The sequence below is a fragment of the Acinetobacter sp. MF4640 genome, assembly GCF_002018895.1.
GTDB classification, from domain to species: Bacteria; Pseudomonadota; Gammaproteobacteria; order Pseudomonadales; family Moraxellaceae; genus Acinetobacter; species Acinetobacter johnsonii.
This window is the reverse complement of record NZ_MVOM01000012.1, coordinates 58,964-75,862: the sequence shown is the minus strand read 5'-3', so window position 1 is coordinate 75,862 and position 16,899 is coordinate 58,964. Positions and strand designations below refer to the sequence as shown.

The window sequence follows — 16,899 nt, the reverse complement described above, 5'->3', positions numbered from 1 at the left end:
AAGTGAAGGAGCTGTCTGCTGAAATGCTGAACTTAAATTCTGAGAAAAAGTCATAAAAAAATGAGCGTATCTGGATACGCTCATTTTTACCGCATTTCAGCTATTTTGTCTTAACTGATCAGCATTAACTCTTCGGAGTGGTTTTTTATTTTTTGCAATTTGATGATGTCTGTTATTTGCGTACACTGCCATCTTCATAAGGATATTTAGATTAAATAGAGTGTTTATGAGTAGTATTTTTGACTTAAGACTTCAGGTACAAGCAGAACATATCGACCAGTTAGGCCATGTGAATAACGTGGTTTATATGCATTGGATGCAGGATGTTGCAACAGCACATATTGATGCACTGGGTTTAGGCTTAAAAGAATATATCGAGTTAAAACATGCCATGGTTGCGGTTGAGCATCATGTACAGTACCGAAAAGCTGCATTTAAAGAGGATGAAATACTCTTACGCACATGGTTTGACGATATAAACGCATTATATTCATCGCGCCAATATGTGTTTTATAGACCCAAAGACAATAGCATTTTATTTGTTGCTCAAACTAAGTGGGCTTGCGTAGAGATTGAAACCGGCCGTGCAAAACGTATGTCACCTAGTTTTACTCAAGCTTACCAACCGCTTGCAAAAGATGTGAATGCCTTAGATTTTTCAATGGATTATTCAAAAAGCCCAGTGAAAAGCGAAAACACGTAAAAAAGCGTCAGAGTTGTGAAAAGGAAGCGTATTAATATGGATACTTTAAAAAAACCATCTGTTATAATCCTTCGCAATTTCTATTCGGCTTTTGTTGTGCATCGAAATTTGTCTGCATAACGCTTCATTTTGTTCAAGGTAGCCCATGGCGCAAGCTAAAAAATCTGTTGATATTAAAAATATCCGTAATTTCAGTATTATTGCTCACATTGACCACGGGAAGTCAACGCTCGCTGACCGCTTTATTCAAACCTGTGGTGGTTTGCAAGATCGTGAAATGCAAGCACAAGTACTTGACTCCATGGAACTTGAACGTGAGCGTGGTATTACCATTAAAGCTGCGTCGGTTACTTTGTATTACACCCATCCAAATGGTCAAGAGTATCAATTGAACTTTATTGATACACCGGGGCATGTCGATTTTTCATATGAAGTGTCACGTTCATTGGCGGCTTGTGAAGGTGCATTGTTGGTTGTAGATGCGGCGCAAGGCGTGGAAGCACAGTCGGTTGCGAACTGTTATACCGCAATTGAGCAAGGTCTCGAAGTTCTACCAGTGCTCAACAAAATTGATTTACCACAGGCTGAACCTGAACGTGTGATTCAAGAAATTGAAGACATTATTGGTATTGAAGCGACTGAAGCACCAACCTGTTCGGCAAAAACAGGTCTTGGGATTGATAGCGTTTTAGAAACCCTTGTTAATGTCATTCCTGCACCTACTGGTGATCGTAACGCGCCATTACAAGCTTTAATTATCGACTCTTGGTTTGATAACTACTTAGGCGTTGTTTCTTTGGTACGTGTGAAAGAAGGTCGTGTGCGTAAGGGCGACAAGATGTTGATGAAATCAACAGGCCAAACGCACATCATTACTTCTGTGGGTATTTTCAATCCTAAGCATACTGAGACAGACATCCTTGAAGCGGGTGAAGTTGGTTTCGTAATTGCAGGGATTAAAGACATTTTTGGTGCGCCAGTGGGTGATACGATTACCCTTGCTAACACACCAGAAGTCAAAACCTTACCAGGCTTTAAAAAAGTGAAGCCGCAGGTGTATGCAGGTTTGTTCCCAATTGATTCAAGTGAATTTGAACCGTTCCGTGAAGCTTTGCATAAACTTCAGATCAATGACTCGGCGTTATTCTTTGAACCTGAAAGCTCAGATGCTTTAGGTTTTGGTTTCCGTTGTGGCTTCTTAGGCATGCTACACATGGAAATCGTACAAGAGCGTTTAGAGCGTGAGTATGATTTAGACCTCATTTCATCTGCACCGACAGTGATTTATGAAGCGGTGATGAAGAATGGTGAAACGATTTATATCGATAGCCCATCTAAAATGCCAGATGGTTCAACGGTCGAAGACTTACGTGAGCCGATTGCTGAGTGCCATATCCTTGTACCACAAGAGTATTTGGGTAATGTGATGACTTTATGTGTGGAACGCCGTGGTGTTCAAAAAGACATGAAGTTTATGGCGAACCAAGTTTCGATCACTTTTGAAATTCCAATGGCGGAAGTGGTGATGGACTTCTTTGATAAATTGAAGTCGTGTTCACGTGGTTTTGCGTCGCTCGATTATAACTTTGTACGCTTTGAAAGTTCATCATTGGTAAAAGTCGATGTTCTAATCAATGGCGATAAAGTGGACGCCTTGGCAATGATTTGTCACCGTCAAGATGCGCGTCACCGTGGTATTGCATTGGTTGAAAAAATGAAAGATTTGATTCCACGTCAAATGTTTGATGTGGCAATTCAAGCGGCCATAGGCGCACAAATTATTGCTCGTTCAACCGTAAAGGCAATGCGTAAAAACGTATTGGCGAAATGTTATGGTGGTGATGTTTCTCGTAAGAAGAAACTGCTATCGAAGCAAAAAGAAGGTAAGAAACGCATGAAGCAAGTGGGAAGTGTAGAAATCCCACAAGAAGCGTTCTTGGCTGTGTTGAAAGTAGAAAGATAAAAAGGTAGGAATATAAGCCCATGGATTTTGATTTTAATTTGATACTTGTTCCTGTCACACTAATTTTCTTTTTGGTGTGGTTGCTCGATAAGTTTGTATTTAAACAACGAGCGACGAAAGGCAAGGGAAATGAAAATTTTGTCATTACGTGGGCTTATGATTTCTGGCCAGTCCTTGCGATTGTCCTATGTCTACGTTCATTCTTTTATGAACCTTTTAATATTCCTTCCGACTCGATGGTCCCGACTTTAGAAACAGGTGACTTCATCTTGGTCAACAAGTTTGACTATGGTGTACGCCTGCCGATCGTGAATAAAAAAGTGATTGATGTAGGTGAGCCTGAGCGTGGCGATGTGATTGTCTTCCGTTATCCACCGCAACCGACGATCAGCTATATCAAACGTGTGGTTGGTATTCCGGGTGATCACATTGTTTTTGATCATGGGCAATTAACCATTAATGGTCAAAAAATTGCTAAAGTGCCTGTTGAATTTAGCCGTGAAAAAGACCGTTTAGACACGCCTACTTCGATATATCATAAAGAAACCATTGGCAAGCATACCTTTACCATGCGTGAGTTAGAAGGTGTTAATGTGGCACGCCAAGCACCGTATATTAACTTTGTAGAAAATGGTAAATACTCTGCTGAAAATGGTTTATATTGGGAAGTGAAAGTAAAAGAAGGTGAGTACTTTGCGATGGGGGATAATCGCGACCAAAGTGCTGACAGTCGTTTCTGGGGAATGGTTCCTGAACAGAACCTAACAGGTCGTGCATTTTATATTTGGATGCATAAAGAACCTGGCTTTAAGTTGCCGTCATTTAACCGTAACGGTAGCATTGACTAATATCGATTCGGAAAATAAAAAATGCGCAAGAATCAACAAGGGGCATCTTATATCGCCATTTTATTTGCAATCATGGGGTTTGCATTTATGGCGAAAGTGGCAATTGCAGTTTGGGCTCCCTATTTTGATGATCGGATGATCAATAGCCAAATTGAGGAAGTATTTCAAAGTAGCCCGAAAAATATTCAGCCCGCGGAGTTTGAGAGTCAGCTTTCAAAGCGTTTGGATATGAATGGCATTCGTGATGTGAAGATTAAAGAAATTATGCAAGTCACCAATACCGAAGGGTTGCAGGTGAAAAAGGAGTATGAGGTAAGAAAACCCTTCTTACTGAATATAGATTTAGTATTAAAGTTCGAGAAAAGTTTTGATCAAAGCTCAGTCCAAGCTAAGTGAAGCCCGCTTAGCGAGCCGTATCGGTTATCAGTTTAAACAACCTGAATTACTTCAGCTTGCACTGACCCACCGATCGGTGAGCCACAAATACAACTATGAGCGCCTAGAGTTTCTAGGCGATTCTTTGTTAGGGATGATTATTGCAAATTATCTCTATAAGGCTTATCCAACTGAAAACGAAGGTCGTTTGACGCGTATGCGTGCAACCTTGGTTCGTCAGGAAGCTTTAGGTAAAATTGCAAATGATTTAAAACTGAGCCAGTCATTAATTTTAAGTACAGGTGAGTTAAAATCAGGTGGACATCATCGCGAGTCCATCCTTGCGGATACGGTTGAATCGATTATTGGTGCAATCTATGTGGATTGTAGTGATTTAACGGTGTTGGAGTCGATTGTGTTAAAATGGTACGAGCCATATTTAGACCATATCGAGCCAACCGATCAACTTAAAGATCCTAAATCTCGTTTACAAGAATATCTTCAAGCACGAAAAAAAGCTCTCCCAGTTTATGATGTGGTCGATATTCAGGGTGATGCACCCAATCAGCATTTCAGAGTGGAATGTAAAGTGGATGGATTGTCTGTTGTAAATGGTGAGGGCACCAGTCGCCGTTTTGCTGAACAAGCTGCGGCGGCGGATATTTTAAAACTTTTGGAGCAGTAATCTGCCATGTCAAATTCTTCCGATCACATCGATGCTGATCACGAGTCGCAAAGCGACAGCAATGATTTAATTAGCCAGTTTTTTAGCGAACAAGGCACAGAAATCCCAACGGATTTTCGTAGCGGCTTTGTGGCAATTGTCGGTCGTCCAAACGTAGGCAAGTCTACGTTGATGAACCATTTATTGGGTCAAAAATTATCGATTACTTCACGTAAACCACAAACCACACGTCATAAAATTGTGGGGATTGATTCACGTGCAAAATCTCAAGCGGTCTTTGTTGATACACCAGGGATGCATAAAAAAGAAGTACGCGCCATCAACAAAATGATGAACCGTGCTGCGTCTTCTGCATTGCGTGATGTCAACTTGGTATTGTTTGTTCTGGATGCAGACAAGTGGACTCAAAACGATGAGCTCGTTTTGGAAAAACTCAAAAATGCTGAGATGCCGGTGATTCTGGTGATCAATAAAATTGATACACTTGAAAATAAAAACCATGCATTACCCTTGATTCAAGAACGTGCAAAATTAATGAATTTTGCTGAGATTGTTCCTGTTTCTGCACTACGTGGTGCAAACTTAGACCATCTGCGCGATACCATTGAAAAATATTTACCTTTCCAGCCACCGATGTATTCATTGGATCAACTGACAGATCGTTCTGAACGTTTCTTGGCATCAGAAATTATCCGTGAAAAGATTATGCGTCAGTTAGGTGAGGAGCTACCTTATGATTTAACCGTGCAAATTGAGTCGTTTAAGACTGAAGAAGCAACGGTAAATGAAAAAACAGGTCGTCCAAAACCAGCGTGTACGTATATTGATGCAACGATTTTTGTAGACCGTCCAGGCCAAAAAGCGATTGTGATTGGTGAAAAAGGCGCTAAGCTTAAGAAAATCGGTATGGATGCCCGTATCGATATGGAAAAAATGTTTGAACAAAAGATCATGCTGACCCTTTGGGTTAAAGTGAAAGGCGGTTGGTCTGATGATGAACGTGCATTGAAAAGCTTAGGTTATAGCGATATCTAAGTTTTAAGAAAACAAATTTTTATAGGGATGGTGTTATGGTCAAAGTGTTCGCAGTAATGGCTTGTATGTTGTTTTTGCAAGGTTGTATACACAAGATCGTCACCGTTCCTGTAAAGATTGCGTATAAAACCACAAAAGGCGTGGTGAAAGGAACCGCAGCGGTGGTTGGTGCTGTTATCCCAGATGGGGATGATGAAGACAGTGAACAGAATGATAAAGATAAAAAAGATTAGTTAATTCCTCATGCGCAATGAAGTACTGCATGGTTATTTAATTCACCACAGAAAATACCGTGAACGTAGTCATATTGTGCATTTATTTACCCAAGAGCATGGGCGAGTTGATGGCATTCTAAGACAAACCCCGCCGCCACAATATCAGCCGATTTGTTTACAAGCTTCGGGTAAATCTGAACTCAAAAATTTTACAAAACTTGAAATTGTCAATCAGCCGATTTTTTTCTTCGGGGATGCTTTTTTTTCAGGTTTTTATCTCAATGAGATCCTACTCAGGCTGTGTCCGCTCGAAGTACAAATGGAGCAAAGTTTTGCTCAATATGCGCATACGCTAACGCAATTACAACAACTAGCGCAGCAAGCCGATCCTAATCAATTTTTAAAACAAATTCTAAGGCAGTTTGAGCACGAACTGCTGGAAGATTTGGGCTATGCCTTAGATTTTTCAACTGATGCCAATCAACTCGAAATTCAAGCATCACTCAACTATATATTCCAGCTGAATGAAGGCTTTATTCCTACTGCACAAGCCTCGCGAGCGACCTTAAATGGACAGCAAATTTTAAGCATGTGCCAATATGAAAAGGGTAGGGATTTTGGTTTGGAACAGTTACAATTACTGACCAAGTTGTATCGACAAATGATCAGTTCATTGTTGGGCGATCGCCCCTTAAAAAGTCGTCAGTTGTGGATTCAGAACACTCAAACTCAATCGTAATTAGGAAATGAATATGGCTGCATTACTTGGTGTAAATATTGACCACGTGGCAACTTTACGACAAGCGCGTGGAACGTCTTATCCTGATCCAGTCAATGCAGCACTAATCTGTGAGCAAGCCGGTGCAGAAGGTATCACTTTGCATTTACGTGAAGACCGTCGTCATATTCAGGACGATGATGTACGTCGTATGCGTCCAGCACTAAAAACACGTATGAATTTGGAACTTGCAGTTACAGATGAAATGATTGCATTTGCCAAAGAAATTAAACCGCATCATGTGTGTTTCGTTCCTGAAAAGCGCCAAGAAGTGACGACTGAAGGTGGTTTAGATGTGGTTGGACATTTTGACGATGTCAAAGCGGCAACTCAAGCCTTGTCTGAGATTGGCTGTGATGTGTCCTTGTTTATTGATGCTGACTTTGCACAAATTGATGCAGCGGTTGCTTGTGGTGCACCAACCATTGAAATTCATACAGGCGCTTATGCTGATGCAGAAACACCTGAAGCTCAGCAACATGAGCTTGAGCGTATTGTCAAAGGTGTCGAATATGCAGCATCGAAAGGTTTAGTGGTGAATGCTGGGCATGGGCTCAACCTTGAAAATGTGACCCCAATTGCACAAATTCCACAGATTCACGAATTAAACATCGGCCATTCCCTAATTGCGGATGCTATTTTTGTGGGCTTGGAACAAGCTGTACGTGAAATGAAAGCAGTGATTAAAGCTGCACGTTAATTTTAAAGTTTTTAAGATTTGAATATGTCGAATATCAATTATGATGAACTCATGAAGCCCGTCATGGACTTCTTGGGCTGTGAAACACCAAAAGCTTGGTTGGCTGAAGCACTGACTAATCTTGATGTGCTGATGCAAGACCATGCGAATTGTGAGAAGAAAGCTGCAGGTACAGCGATGAACCTGATGTTTCGCTATAGTTTTTTTACCGATTTGCAGGTCAAGCTTGCACAACTGGTTCGTGAAGAAATGCTGCATTATGAGCAAGTGCTTGAATTTATGAAAAAGCGCGGGCTAGAGTGGAGCAATCTGAGTGCTGGGCGCTATGCAGGTGGTTTACGTAAAGAAGTGCGGACTTATGAACCCGAGGCTTTAATTGATATTTTAATCATTGGTGCTTTTGTAGAAGCACGTTCATGTGAGCGTTTCTACGCGTTAGCACCTTTGGTAGATGAAGAATTAGGTCGTTACTATCGCTACTTGCTGAAGTCTGAATCACGCCATTTTGAAGACTACTTGGCTTTAGCTTTAGAGGTTGCGCAAACGGGGAAATTGAAAAATCCGAAAGAAGATATTCAAGCCCGTATTGATCATATCCGTAATGTCGAAAAAGAGCTAATTAGTACACCTGATGATGTGTTCCGTTTCCATAGTGGCGTGCCTGTGGAAGCGGCTTAGGAATAAAGCGGGTGAATGCTACAGTTTGTAAACTGTTCAAAATTTACAGATTCTCAGTGTAGATAGCCTTGACTCATTAAAAAGCCCAATTTTATCGATTGGGCTTTTTATTAAAAAAGGGTAGATATGATGTATTGAGAGCTGTAATTTCTTTCAATAAAATCGCGAAATATGAATCAGCGGAATGAGTTGTTTGAGTAGGGATGCTTAGGGATTTTGACGAAGATTTATTGTACTTTTTTCATATCTTCTAGGTTTCACCATTGCACCTCATGAAAAAGTGTTGCATCAGAAAGAGTATTTTGCAAAGTCTCAGAGACATGACTTAATTGGGTTGAAAGATCTATTTTCTTAAAAAATATTTTTTAATGATTGGCTGTGGTGGGTGAATAAAAATTAAAAATAAGTTGTCATTTTTATCGTAACGATTATATCTAATAAAGTGGGATGACTAAAACTAAGTAAGTATCCTCAATCTTCATTGTGAATTGCAGCGATTGCGAGTTGTTGATTGAATTGTTCGGCAAGATGTTGGGCTAATAGTTCACCAATAATTTATCCGTCCCATTTTTTTAATTCAGTTGCTGTGATCGCGAAGTGATCTGAACGAACATCCATATGTGTTTTAAATGTACTCATGATTTTTCTTGTGAATCATTTTTTAGTGTTTTTAAGATAAGTTATTTTTCGAAAATGGTTTAGTTCTGGCTTTCTGTTGGGTTTAGCTGGAAGATTTACATCTTAAGCAGCGAAACTTTTAAGACCTAGAAAATAAGAAAGCCCACGACATATTGTGTGGGCTTTCTTGAATTTGGCTCTCCAACCTGGGCTCGAACCAGGGACCTGCGGATTAACAGTCCGTCGCTCTACCGACTGAGCTATTGGAGAATCTGCATGCGATTATAAGGACATTTCATAGTGGGTCAAGTCTAAAATGTCATGTTGCTGTCATTTTTATATTGGATGCTTTTTATTTGAACAAAAAAATCATTTTCAAAAAAAATCGTATTGAAGTGCTTGCAAAGTTGAAAAGTCGTTGATAGTCTGATTTTAACAACAGAGCGTTTAAGTGAAAGCTTAAACAGTGTGGATTTATAACCAACTTGCCAGCACTAAAATGGCTAAACAGGAGAAAGCGAATGAATACGCTTACCATTTCCGATATTTTTGCAAACCTAGCTGATTATCAAGATCAGTATCTTCCTATTATTTCAAACCCTGAACAATACTATACCCCTGTAGAGTCAGCCTATATTGATGTTTGGCCAGTCGGTTATACAGACTTGTATTTGGGTGATTTATTACAACTTTGGTTTAGTGAGCGTTGGCTGGTCAACAGTCCTTGTCAGCTCCTTTCCGAACAGTCAACGAGTATTCTTAAAAAGACTGTGCAGCGAGAACATGATCTGTATTTGTATCAGTTGTCAGGTAGTGCTTTATCGGGAAGTAATCATTCAAAAGTCTGGTCTGCTGCTGAAGGTAAAAGTTTAGACGTAAGTTTAGACAGTGCGTTTAAATACTATTGTATTTATAAAGGGGTTGAGCGTCCTGATGCCTCAAAATTGCAGACGCTGAAGACGTTTAAAACCGCAATTTGATCTGTCATGCTGAAGTAAAGTTTACTTTGGCGTAAAAAAGGCACTGAAATTTATCAGTGCCTTTCGTTTTTAGGAACGAATAATCATACAGGTGGCTGTGGCATGGGCGTAGAGTTTACCGTCTTTATCTACAATTTCACCTTCAGAAATACCTAAGTTCTTACTGATGTTGATCACGCTGCCGATGGCAAGTAGTTCTTTGTCTCTTGGAATCGGTCGGCACATTTTAATATTCAGATCAATGGTGCCATAGCCAACACCAGCTTCAAGCATAGTATGTACGGCACAACCCGTCACTGAGTCGAGTACTGTTGCTGCAAAGCCACCATGCATGCCACCAAGCGGGTTTAAATGGCGATGATCTGCTTTTGCTTTAAAGCTAATTTTCCCTTCAGAAACTTCAAAAGGCTGCATGGGAATGGTTTCACTGATACTTACAGGTGGAATTTTTCCTGTACACATGGCTTCTAAGAGTTGTAGTCCTGTCATTTCTTTGGGATTCATCTTGTTCATTCCTATATTTATCTATGAGTTCCTTTTTGGAACTTGTTATCCAATTAAACAAAATTCAGTCTTTTCGTCAATATTGAGCATTGGATTGATCAGTACAAAATCAACGAAATCGTAATCACGGATTGAGCTCATGCTGTGAACATATTGTAGGGAAAAGATTTAGGATTATTCATTTTGATAATTTGAGTGTTGATAGAACGGAGCAGCCTAAACGTGAGCATTGTTTTAAAATGGTGCACAAAATTTATACACTCTTTTGTTTTTTATTTATATATAAGATAAACAAGGTTTTAGTAATTTTACACAGTCTTCACATGAAGAAGGAACTCACAATGAACGTGTCCTGTTTATGCGGTAAAACTAAGTTCCAAGCCGCACTCAAAAATCATGATGTGCATGCTTGTCATTGTTCTATGTGCCGCCAGCAGTCGAGCGGGGTACTCATGAGTATTGATTTCGAACCCAGTAGTTTAAAGTTTGACAATCAAGAATATTTAAAATTATTCAAGTCGTCGGATTGGGGGGAGCGTGGTTTTTGTAGCGAATGTGGCACGTCACTTTTTTGGCGAACTCAGGACGGCAGCTATTGCAATATCAATGTATTTGCGATGGAAGAACAGCCAAAAGATTTAAAGCTTACAACAGAAATATATATTGATAATAAGCCTGATTTTTACCAATTTAAGTATTCTACAGAGCAGCTCACTGAAGCGGATGTAATTGCTTTATTTTCACCAGATGATGCTAAATAATAAGGTATTCAGGTTGAATCATCTGAGTTACACATTGATATTTCTGATAAATTTCATGAGAAAAACTCTCTAGATTTAATAAGATATATTCGATATATCTAAAGCAAGCTGTTGAATAAGGACGCTCAAACATGCTGCTTAAAATTTCCATTGCAATGTTGGCCTTTGCAGCCAATTCGGTGCTATGTCGTTTAGCGTTGGCTGAGCAGCAGATTGATCCGATGAGTTTTAGCTTGCTTCGGGTCTGTAGCGGTGCAATGGTGTTATTTCTACTTTATGTGCTCACTACTCATAAGGCCAAAATAGAGTGGAGTATAAAAAACGGGTTTTTTCTTGCCTTATATATTGTGGCTTTTTCACTGGCCTATTTGCATATCGATGCGGGCGTTGGTGCATTACTCCTATTTGGGACAGTTCAATTAAGTATGGTCGGTTATGGCCTGTGTCATGGTGAAAAAATCAATTTGCGACGCGGGTTGGGGTTGGTGATCGCTATTTTAGGTCTTTTGATTTTATTGCTACCAGGGGCCTCGGCACCTCCTTTAGGCTATGCTGCATTGATGGTACTTTCAGGCATAGGTTGGGCGATGTATAGCATTGCAGGTAAAAAGATGCATAACCCACTGGCCAGTAGCTTGGCAAATTTTGTAGTGGCGATTCCTTTTGTTGTCTTGGTTTATTTATTTTTTTACACACAGAGTTTTATTAACCTAAAAGGTATGCTGTTGGCGCTCTTATCTGGTGGTTTGGCATCGAGTGGGGCATATGTACTTTGGTATGCCATAGTGAAGAAAATTGATCGGGTCACGGCCAGTAGCGTGCAATTGTCCGTGCCATGTTTGGCGATTCTGGGTGGCGCATTGTTTATTGGTGAAGCATTGAGCTTCCGAATCATCATTTCCGCGACGATTGTTCTGGCAGGCATTGCCTTGGTGATCTCGGCATCATCTCGCAATAAAGACGTAGATACCATAGATTCTGCTGGTACTACACGGCTCTAAAATTATTTGAACGGGCTTAAGAGCAAATTTTTCAGATTTTGATTAAAAATAAAAAAACCCGCGAAGTTCGCGGGTTCCTCTAATCTAACTTTAAAGGGTTAAATTATTTTTCAGCAGCAATTGAAGCAATCGCAGCATCTACGCCTTCGATTGAATCAGCCGCTTTCTTGATACGTGCAAGCGCATCCACAAGTACTTCGTCTGCAGTTGCATAAGAAATACGCATGAAACCGCCTAAGCCGAATGCATCACCAGGAACTACGGCAACGCCAGTTTCTTCCAATAACCATTCAGAGAATTCTGTGCAAGATTTTAAGCCTTTCGCACGAATCAATGGACGGATGTTTGCATATGCATAGAATGCACCATCAGCAGGTAAGCAAGAAATACCGTTGATGTCGTTCAAACCGCTAACAACTAAGTCATGACGGCGTTTGAATGCTTCAATCATAGGCTCAAGAACGTCTTGGGGACCATTCAACGCAGTTTCAGCAGCAACTTGTGAAATAGACGTTGGGTTTGAAGTTGATTGAGATTGGATTTTTTTCATTGCGCCAATAAGCTTAGCAGGGCCCGCTGCATAGCCAATACGCCAGCCAGTCATTGCATACGCTTTAGACACACCGTTTAACACGATTGTGCGGTCATAAAGGTCTGGTGCAACTGTTGCGATATTGTAGAATTCGTCATCCCAACGGATTGGTTCGTACATATCATCAGAAGCGATGTAAACTTCAGGGTATTTACGAAGAACGTCAGCCAAAGCTTCTAATTCAGCTTTAGTGTAGATCATACCTGTTGGGTTTGATGGGCTGTTTAAAACCACTAAACGAGTTTTGTCTGTGATCGCAGCTTCAAGTTGAGCAGGTGTGATTTTGAAACGTTGTTCTTCACCACATTTTACAATAACAGGAACACCTTCAGCGATAATCACCATATCTGGGTAGCTTACCCAAAATGGTGCAGGGATGATTACTTCATCACCTTTGTTTAACAAAGCTAATGCTAAGTTAAAGAATGACTGCTTGCCGCCACAAGAAACCAAAATTTGGTTTGCAGCATAATCAAGGTTATTGTCACGCTTGAATTTTGCAATAATCGCTTTTTTAAGGCCAGGCGTACCATCTACAGCGGTGTACTTTGTGAAACCGTTGTTAATCGCTGCAATTGCTGCATCTTTGATGTGTTGTGGGGTGTCGAAGTCAGGTTCACCTGCGCCCAAGCCAATAACGTTCTTGCCAGCCGCTTTTAATTCAGCAGCTTTGTTGGTAACAGCAAGAGTTGGGGACGGTTTGATGGCATTCACACGATCAGAGAGACGTACGTCCACGGCAGTATTCCTTCTTATAGGGTTTAAAAAATAAAAAGCACACTATCTTAGCTTAAAAAACTCAAGCAAGGCGTTTAAAAACACAGATTTTCTGCAAAAAACATAAAAAAAATTCAATTTTGAAGTGATGATTTCAAAAATGTACAGAATTAGGAAGTTTCTCGCATCTTTATGAAAAAAACTTTAAAATAAGCGCAATTTGATGAGAGTGATGGTCATGAGTAAGCAACAGCCTACTTCAAAAAAACCTTTGGTGAATCTCCCATTCCCAATGCCAAATGCAGAACAAAGTGCTGACGATGTTGCACATAATCAGGTTCGTCCAAAACCTGAACAGTATGCAGATCGTACTTGGATGCCACCACGTGGCACCCGTCGTTCAATGGGTAAACGTTAATTCGCCATTGAAATAAAAAAGCGCCCTGGTTAGGGCGCTTTTTTATTGATCATTCGCTGGGTTGTAATTGCTAACCCGTCGATCATTTTCTGCATAATAGGTTTTTTTGTGTTCATACATCGCAGTGTCGGCACGTTTGAGCATATCTTCAACTCGCTCATTTGGATGGCTGGTAGCACTGCCCACCGACACACTAATCGGTTGATGATTATTAAATTGGTTATCCACCATTAAAAGCTCATGCAAACTTTCAATGCAATGGTTCAATGCGGTTTCATCGGCGGCAGGTAATAGCACCACGAATTCATCACCACCGATCCTTGAAGCAGAGTATTGCGTATTTTCAATTAACTGATTCAGGGTATTCCCCATACGGCGTAATAAGCTATCGCCTTGATCATGACCAAGGTTGTCATTGATAGCTTTTAAGCCATTCATATCTAGGAAAATACAAGACACAGGGCGTAGGTTGTTGCGCTCAAGTCGGTTGATTTCAGTGCTGTAGAAAGAGCGGTTATAAAGTTTGGTTAAGACATCATGTTTGCCCAAGTACTCAAGATAATTTTCGGCTTTTTTACGTGCGGTAATATCGGTGAGCGCCAGTTGAACCATACCCCAATCGTCTTCGAAGCCTGGAAACACGGCAAAATGTAACAGTACATGGCGAATACTGCCATCGAGCGCGTAGTTGACCGCTTCGCAGTTATGTTGAATATTGCCATCCCACAGTTCGAGCAGTTGATGTCGAAAGGTCTGTTGGGTTTCGTTTTGAAAGACTTTATGCAAATTTTTAAGTAAATGGTCTTTGTCACGTGCAGCAAACAAATCGAGTGTGGCTTGGTTGACATCGGTAACCATGATGTCTCTGAGACATTCATTAATAAAGTCATTGTGGACATCAAGGAAAGTTTTAAAGTCACTGATCCCCAAACGACGTAAATGATCTAAACGTGCTTTGACTCGGCTAAAGTCCTCAACCCAAAGTGAAGTGGGCGAGTATTGAAAACGTGCCTCAGCAATTAAACGACTTTTTTCTTCTAAACGTTGTGCATTGGCATAAGGTGTAATGTCTTCCGTGGTGATCAAAACCAATGAAAGATCGTGTTCATGACCAGGGAGCACTGTCCCTCGCAGGCGAATGTCAAGGCGATTAACTGTAAGTATATAATTTACAGCAGTATTTTCAAATAAAATTTCACCATTCCAAAGTGCGACCAGCTCATTTAAATGAGTGCTTGACATATCTGCTTTAAAAATTTGCGCAAGGTTTGCGGTTAAGTCTTCAAAACTTTGGGCTTCAAATTGTTTTAAGGTTTGCGGGTTGACATGCAGGACTTTAATTTTATGCGCACAACTTAAAATACGTGATTTGTCTTCCAACAGAAAAGACGCAATATCTTCAATACCTTCACTCCGCCAAAGATCGAATTGTTTTTGTACTTCGCTAAAGTCTTCTAACCACATGGCAATGGGAGATAATTCAAAAATAGGAGAGTCCAATAATTGCATTTATATCTCGTTTTTATGTTGGAATTTAAAGCAGTATAAGCGCTAAAAAAACTTTTTAAAATTTATGTGAGTTTATGGGGGAGATTTAGTCAAAAAATGCATATTGATTGCTCATAGAAAGTGCATAAGCTCCAATGGTTTTGGAGTTTAAAGAGCGTATATGCTGATATTGATAAGCGCTAAATGCTTTGAGGTCGATAGCGAAAAATTTGTGATTGTTGATATTGATGGTCGCGCCAAAATAAATTGATCACCAACAGGTTTGGAATCAATACCATGAAGAATAAATAAATAAAAAAATTCTTTCGTTGTTGTTGGTAGATCTGCATGAAGTCTTGGCTGCTGATGGTTGTGTTGTCTGCTGTGACCGATAACACTAAAACTTCTGGGTAGATAAACTGACGGTTGTCTGTGTAATAACGGATACTGACTTTTTGTTGTTGAAAGTTTTCTAAGAGTGGGCAGCTCTTAAAGTGATCCATAAAATTACAGACCAGTCTTAGTGGTTGCTGCTGAGAAGGCTCATTTAACACAACATCTTCATAGTGTGATTTATTACGTCCAGAGCCCACAGTGTAGCTATTTAAGAGAATTTGGCCCTCGACGTGTTGTGGGTTGGGTATATGTTTTGCAATACGTACAGCCGAATAGTCAGTAAATTTCTTTTGGATTTTAAGGCTTTAAGCTGTCTATTTGTTCTCATGATTTTTTAAATTTTGAAAAGTATGATTATGATTCAGAGTGTAAGTGAACCTTTAAAAGTTAAAAAGAGAAAAGCAGGAACAATGCCCTCACCTTTGTTTTTGTAGTAGTTGGCGATTGGGGATAGGGAAGATTCTAATAACTCTATTATTTTAAAAGAAAAAAGCCAATCTGATGGATTGGCTTTTTTGAGAAGACTGGATTTAACGTGAGGCTTTTCGCGCACGATGTTCAGGCTTCGGTGGTGCGATTTCTCGTGTGCCTTGCCAAACTTCAATGAAGTCTTGTTCATTGATATTATAAAGTTCCAACAGCGCTAGAATGGCACCACCAAAAAGCATGCGCCCCTCCGCGTTGGTCTCAAAATCAAATATTTTCCCTGACAGCGCATGTAAAATATCTTCAATTTCAAACACACGATCGCGACCATTACTGTCGGTTGGATACATACGCGTGTTGAGGATAATTTTGGCTAAACTTTTTTCATTATCGGTTAAGGCCAAATGCTGAATCAGCATGTCATCATTTTGGGTACTGAAAATCACAGCATCGTTAAAAATGGTGTGCAAAAACTTTTTACTTAGACGTGGCAGTGTTCTTTCCACAAATGGGCGAAATGATGAAGGGAAAATAACATTATGAGAAATGCCTTTAAACATAGGAGCAATTTCTTCAACTTTATAACCTGCAATACCACAGCCTATAGAGGTTAGAAAGTAAGTCATTTTAGGATGATTTTTGGTATAGATTTTAAAGTCATCAATATAGTGTTGAATTTGCGAGAGCGGCATTTGTTGTAAGTGTTCGTTCATAGTGGGAATGGCATAACTTTGCCCTGACCATCCACGTCCGACGCCTTTGATTGCACCAAAGTGCTCAAGTGCAGTTCGGGCAGCGCCATCCGCATGTTGACCTGCCATGTTACTACCAAACACAAATACGGTATGTTCATCTAGGTTTTTGACGATGCTTTCATCATGATATTGGTAAGTCATAGGCTCTGATTTTTCGCTCTTCTTCACTTCATGTTGCCTTTGAAATACGGGAGGGTCAAGTAGAAAATCTTTGTAATATTTTCAGTAAATTACATTAAAAATCTAAAAGCAAGAATTGCTCG

General features: G+C 40.1%; 19 protein-coding genes and 1 tRNA gene. 14 read left to right on the top strand and 6 right to left on the bottom strand.

Annotated elements, in window-relative coordinates:
• Window positions 1–226: 226 nt before the first annotated feature.
• The 10 genes from MF4640_RS06055 to MF4640_RS06010 all read left to right on the top strand — a co-directional run bounded on the left by MF4640_RS06055 (window position 227) and on the right by MF4640_RS06010 (window position 7,980).
• Window positions 227–703, top strand: coding sequence for an acyl-CoA thioesterase (locus tag MF4640_RS06055; RefSeq protein WP_078389009.1), 477 nt, complete (start codon window positions 227–229; stop codon window positions 701–703).
• Window positions 704–848: 145 nt separating this feature from the next.
• Complete coding sequence (gene lepA / locus MF4640_RS06050; protein WP_005399692.1) at window positions 849–2,666, top strand: translation elongation factor 4; 1,818 nt, start codon at window positions 849–851, stop codon at window positions 2,664–2,666.
• 20 nt (window positions 2,667–2,686) lie between these two features.
• Window positions 2,687–3,514, top strand: coding sequence for a signal peptidase I (gene lepB / locus MF4640_RS06045; protein ID WP_010326441.1), 828 nt, complete (start codon window positions 2,687–2,689; stop codon window positions 3,512–3,514).
• Between the two features lie 21 nt (window positions 3,515–3,535).
• Window positions 3,536–3,910 carry a DUF4845 domain-containing protein gene (locus MF4640_RS06040; RefSeq protein ID WP_004693667.1) on the top strand — a complete coding sequence of 125 codons (375 nt, stop codon included), beginning with the start codon at window positions 3,536–3,538 and terminating at the stop codon, window positions 3,908–3,910.
• Entirely contained in the window at window positions 3,882–4,574 is a 693-nt protein-coding gene (rnc, locus tag MF4640_RS06035) for a ribonuclease III (RefSeq protein WP_004980405.1), read from the top strand. Before MF4640_RS06040 ends, rnc begins: the two co-directional genes overlap by 29 nt.
• Before the next feature lie 6 nt (window positions 4,575–4,580).
• On the top strand, window positions 4,581–5,609 hold the full coding sequence (gene era, locus MF4640_RS06030; protein WP_004693663.1) for a GTPase Era: 1,029 nt from the start codon (window positions 4,581–4,583) through the stop codon (window positions 5,607–5,609).
• Between the two features lie 35 nt (window positions 5,610–5,644).
• Window positions 5,645–5,842 (top strand): NF038104 family lipoprotein, encoded by a 198-nt coding sequence (locus MF4640_RS06025; RefSeq protein ID WP_004693662.1) that lies wholly within the window; start codon window positions 5,645–5,647, stop codon window positions 5,840–5,842.
• Window positions 5,843–5,852: 10 nt separating this feature from the next.
• On the top strand, window positions 5,853–6,563 hold the full coding sequence (gene recO, locus MF4640_RS06020) for a DNA repair protein RecO (protein WP_004980401.1): 711 nt from the start codon (window positions 5,853–5,855) through the stop codon (window positions 6,561–6,563).
• Between the two features lie 13 nt (window positions 6,564–6,576).
• A complete protein-coding gene (gene pdxJ, locus MF4640_RS06015) occupies window positions 6,577–7,302 on the top strand; it encodes a pyridoxine 5'-phosphate synthase (protein WP_078389008.1) in 726 nt (241 codons plus the stop codon).
• A gap of 24 nt (window positions 7,303–7,326) precedes the next feature.
• Window positions 7,327–7,980 (top strand): tRNA-(ms[2]io[6]A)-hydroxylase, encoded by a 654-nt coding sequence (locus tag MF4640_RS06010; protein WP_078389007.1) that lies wholly within the window; start codon window positions 7,327–7,329, stop codon window positions 7,978–7,980.
• Window positions 7,981–8,792: 812 nt separating this feature from the next.
• Here the strand turns inward: MF4640_RS06010 and MF4640_RS06005 are convergent.
• A tRNA-Asn gene (locus MF4640_RS06005) sits at window positions 8,793–8,868 on the bottom strand.
• A gap of 251 nt (window positions 8,869–9,119) precedes the next feature.
• Here MF4640_RS06005 and MF4640_RS06000 point away from each other — a divergent pair.
• Window positions 9,120–9,578: a hypothetical protein gene (locus tag MF4640_RS06000; RefSeq protein WP_078389006.1), complete on the top strand. Its 459-nt coding sequence runs from the start codon at window positions 9,120–9,122 to the stop codon at window positions 9,576–9,578.
• 69 nt (window positions 9,579–9,647) lie between these two features.
• Here the strand turns inward: MF4640_RS06000 and MF4640_RS05995 are convergent, their stop codons facing one another.
• Complete coding sequence (locus MF4640_RS05995) at window positions 9,648–10,082, bottom strand: PaaI family thioesterase (protein WP_078389005.1); 435 nt, start codon at window positions 10,080–10,082, stop codon at window positions 9,648–9,650.
• A 341-nt stretch (window positions 10,083–10,423) separates the two neighbouring features.
• Between MF4640_RS05995 and MF4640_RS05990 the strand changes: the two genes are divergently transcribed.
• Together MF4640_RS05990 and MF4640_RS05985 are read left to right on the top strand one after the other, a co-directional pair.
• Window positions 10,424–10,843: a GFA family protein gene (locus tag MF4640_RS05990; protein WP_078389014.1), complete on the top strand. Its 420-nt coding sequence runs from the start codon at window positions 10,424–10,426 to the stop codon at window positions 10,841–10,843.
• A 131-nt stretch (window positions 10,844–10,974) separates the two neighbouring features.
• Window positions 10,975–11,844, top strand: a complete 870-nt coding sequence (locus MF4640_RS05985) for a DMT family transporter (protein WP_078389004.1) — start codon at window positions 10,975–10,977, stop codon at window positions 11,842–11,844.
• 103 nt (window positions 11,845–11,947) lie between these two features.
• Here MF4640_RS05985 and MF4640_RS05980 read toward each other — a convergent pair whose 3' ends face one another.
• Window positions 11,948–13,174, bottom strand: a complete 1,227-nt coding sequence (locus MF4640_RS05980; RefSeq protein ID WP_078389003.1) for a pyridoxal phosphate-dependent aminotransferase — start codon at window positions 13,172–13,174, stop codon at window positions 11,948–11,950.
• Window positions 13,175–13,391: 217 nt separating this feature from the next.
• Here MF4640_RS05980 and MF4640_RS05975 point away from each other — a divergent pair, with 217 nt between their 5' ends.
• Window positions 13,392–13,571, top strand: coding sequence for a hypothetical protein (locus tag MF4640_RS05975; protein WP_004693646.1), 180 nt, complete (start codon window positions 13,392–13,394; stop codon window positions 13,569–13,571).
• A gap of 42 nt (window positions 13,572–13,613) precedes the next feature.
• Here MF4640_RS05975 and MF4640_RS05970 read toward each other — a convergent pair whose 3' ends face one another.
• From MF4640_RS05970 to MF4640_RS05960, 3 genes are all read right to left on the bottom strand, one after another.
• The gene (locus tag MF4640_RS05970) at window positions 13,614–15,080 is read right to left on the bottom strand and encodes a sensor domain-containing diguanylate cyclase (protein ID WP_078389002.1); all 1,467 of its coding nucleotides are present in this window, start codon (window positions 15,078–15,080) and stop codon (window positions 13,614–13,616) included.
• 179 nt (window positions 15,081–15,259) lie between these two features.
• Complete coding sequence (locus MF4640_RS05965) at window positions 15,260–15,613, bottom strand: hypothetical protein (RefSeq protein ID WP_227518623.1); 354 nt, start codon at window positions 15,611–15,613, stop codon at window positions 15,260–15,262.
• A 372-nt stretch (window positions 15,614–15,985) separates the two neighbouring features.
• Entirely contained in the window at window positions 15,986–16,777 is a 792-nt protein-coding gene (locus tag MF4640_RS05960) for a hypothetical protein (protein WP_078389013.1), read from the bottom strand.
• Between the last annotated feature and the right edge of the window lie 122 nt (window positions 16,778–16,899).